At 36.6% G+C, this 1,560-nt stretch carries 4 protein-coding genes; 1 reads left to right on the forward strand and 3 read right to left on the reverse strand.

Features of this window, described 5'->3' with window-relative positions:
- Nucleotides 1-286: 286 nt before the first annotated feature.
- Entirely contained in the window at nucleotides 287-670 is a 384-nt protein-coding gene (locus tag BV372_RS34380) for a DUF5615 family PIN-like protein (protein WP_179198334.1), read from the reverse strand.
- Between the two features lies 1 nt (nucleotide 671).
- Entirely contained in the window at nucleotides 672-914 is a 243-nt protein-coding gene (locus BV372_RS34385) for a DUF433 domain-containing protein (protein WP_086691982.1), read from the reverse strand.
- A 175-nt stretch (nucleotides 915-1,089) separates the two neighbouring features.
- Here BV372_RS34385 and BV372_RS34390 point away from each other — a divergent pair, with 175 nt between their 5' ends.
- The gene (locus BV372_RS34390) at nucleotides 1,090-1,329 is read left to right on the forward strand and encodes a type II toxin-antitoxin system Phd/YefM family antitoxin (RefSeq protein ID WP_086691984.1); all 240 of its coding nucleotides are present in this window, start codon (nucleotides 1,090-1,092) and stop codon (nucleotides 1,327-1,329) included.
- A gap of 168 nt (nucleotides 1,330-1,497) precedes the next feature.
- Here the strand turns inward: BV372_RS34390 and BV372_RS38530 are convergent.
- Nucleotides 1,498-1,560 (reverse strand): hypothetical protein (locus BV372_RS38530; RefSeq protein WP_143845505.1); only part of this gene is annotated, 63 nt, incomplete at its 5' end.

A 1,560-nucleotide genomic window follows, 5' to 3' on the forward strand; every position in this document is an offset into this window, starting at 1 on the left:
TATTTCCCATTGATTCACTGGATGCAGTGTCATACGCAGCTATAAGAAGATACTCTACTATTTGTATCTTCTTATTTGCTGCTCCTCGGGTTCCCAGGGGGTAAGACCCCCTATTCGCCAGCTGTATCCTTAAAGAAGTCGGGGATCTGAAAAGAGGGATTTTCACAAATAAAATATGACAGCTATAATAGCTATTTAACTTTTATAATTTGTTTTTTGATTTTTAATATTGTTTCAGCTAATATCCGCAAAGTGCGATCGCACTTACACAAAATAAAATCAAACTTTAATATTCTTGTACAACAAATACTTGTGTCGCAGACCCTTTTTGATTTTGTTTTTTGATTCTAATCAACCTGCATCTTAAAGGCTGAGTATTCTGAATAAGAAACTCAGAGATGGTCTCACTCTGTCTTTTATAATCTCTATCTTCCTTACAAATTATAATGCCGCTATGCTGTTGACCTTGTTTATGCAGGCTAATAAAATCTTCTCTATTGAGAGTAATCACAACTCGCTGCTGCTCATGAGCGAAGTTTAATACTTCTTCATCGCTAATCGACTGATTTGCTTGTCCAGCTTCATAGGATGTCAGCACATCATAGCCAAGCTGACGTAACTCTTGAATTAAATCAAGAGGAAAATTCTCATTTGCATAAAACTTAGTCATGTTATGCGTCGTTAGCTATAACTTGATCAATTTCTTGTGGATGTTCTTGATAGTATGACCAAACTGCTTCTAAATCTTCAGGTGTTAACGCTGGATAATTTCTCAATAATTCTTCGTCGGAGGCTCCTTGCTGGCGAAAAGAAACTAGAGTCCAAACAGCAATGCGAGTATCGCGGATGCGTGCATTTCCTCCGCAAACTCCTGGAGTTTTTTGAATAAAATATCTTTGAATTTTTGGAGACATAAATTTCTAAATAAGAAAGCTATATATAATATTTTATTTTACATTCACACTTACTTTTGTGCAGTACTGTGATATTTGCAAACAGCGTAGACGCAAAGCGGCTTGTTGTCAGACATCGCACTACAATTGAGTTAGGATATACACTATATCCATACCACTACGTCGAAATACTCAGATGCAGAGAGTCACTGTTGATGAGATGCAACAAAATCTATTAAAGTACCTCAATCTAGTTGAGGCAGGTGAAAGTTTTATTATTATTCAACAAGACAAAGCAATTGCTGAACTAAAACCAATTCAAAACCATAACAAGCAACAGCGACCATTTGCTTTGTGTGCTGGAGAATTTAAAGTTCCTGGTAATTTTGATGCACCTTTGCCTGACGAGATTCTTAATCGATTTGAAGGCAGATGAAAATTATTCTAGTTACTCATATTTTCTTATAGTTTATCAGTGGTGGTAATTTTTAAGCGATCGCACTCTCAACTCCAGCATAAATGCTATAACTTTCCATGTTCAGCGATCGCTTTTCGATGCCATTTTTTCAGATTAGATGCAGAGTTTGCGGAAGCCACTATTGAGTTAAGGAAAGCCACTATTGAGTTGAGGAAAGCCACTATTGAGTTGAGGAAAGCCACTATTGAG

Origin of the sequence: Nostoc sp. T09, from assembly GCF_002154695.1 — a bacterium.
Classification (GTDB): domain Bacteria; phylum Cyanobacteriota; class Cyanobacteriia; order Cyanobacteriales; family Nostocaceae; genus Aulosira.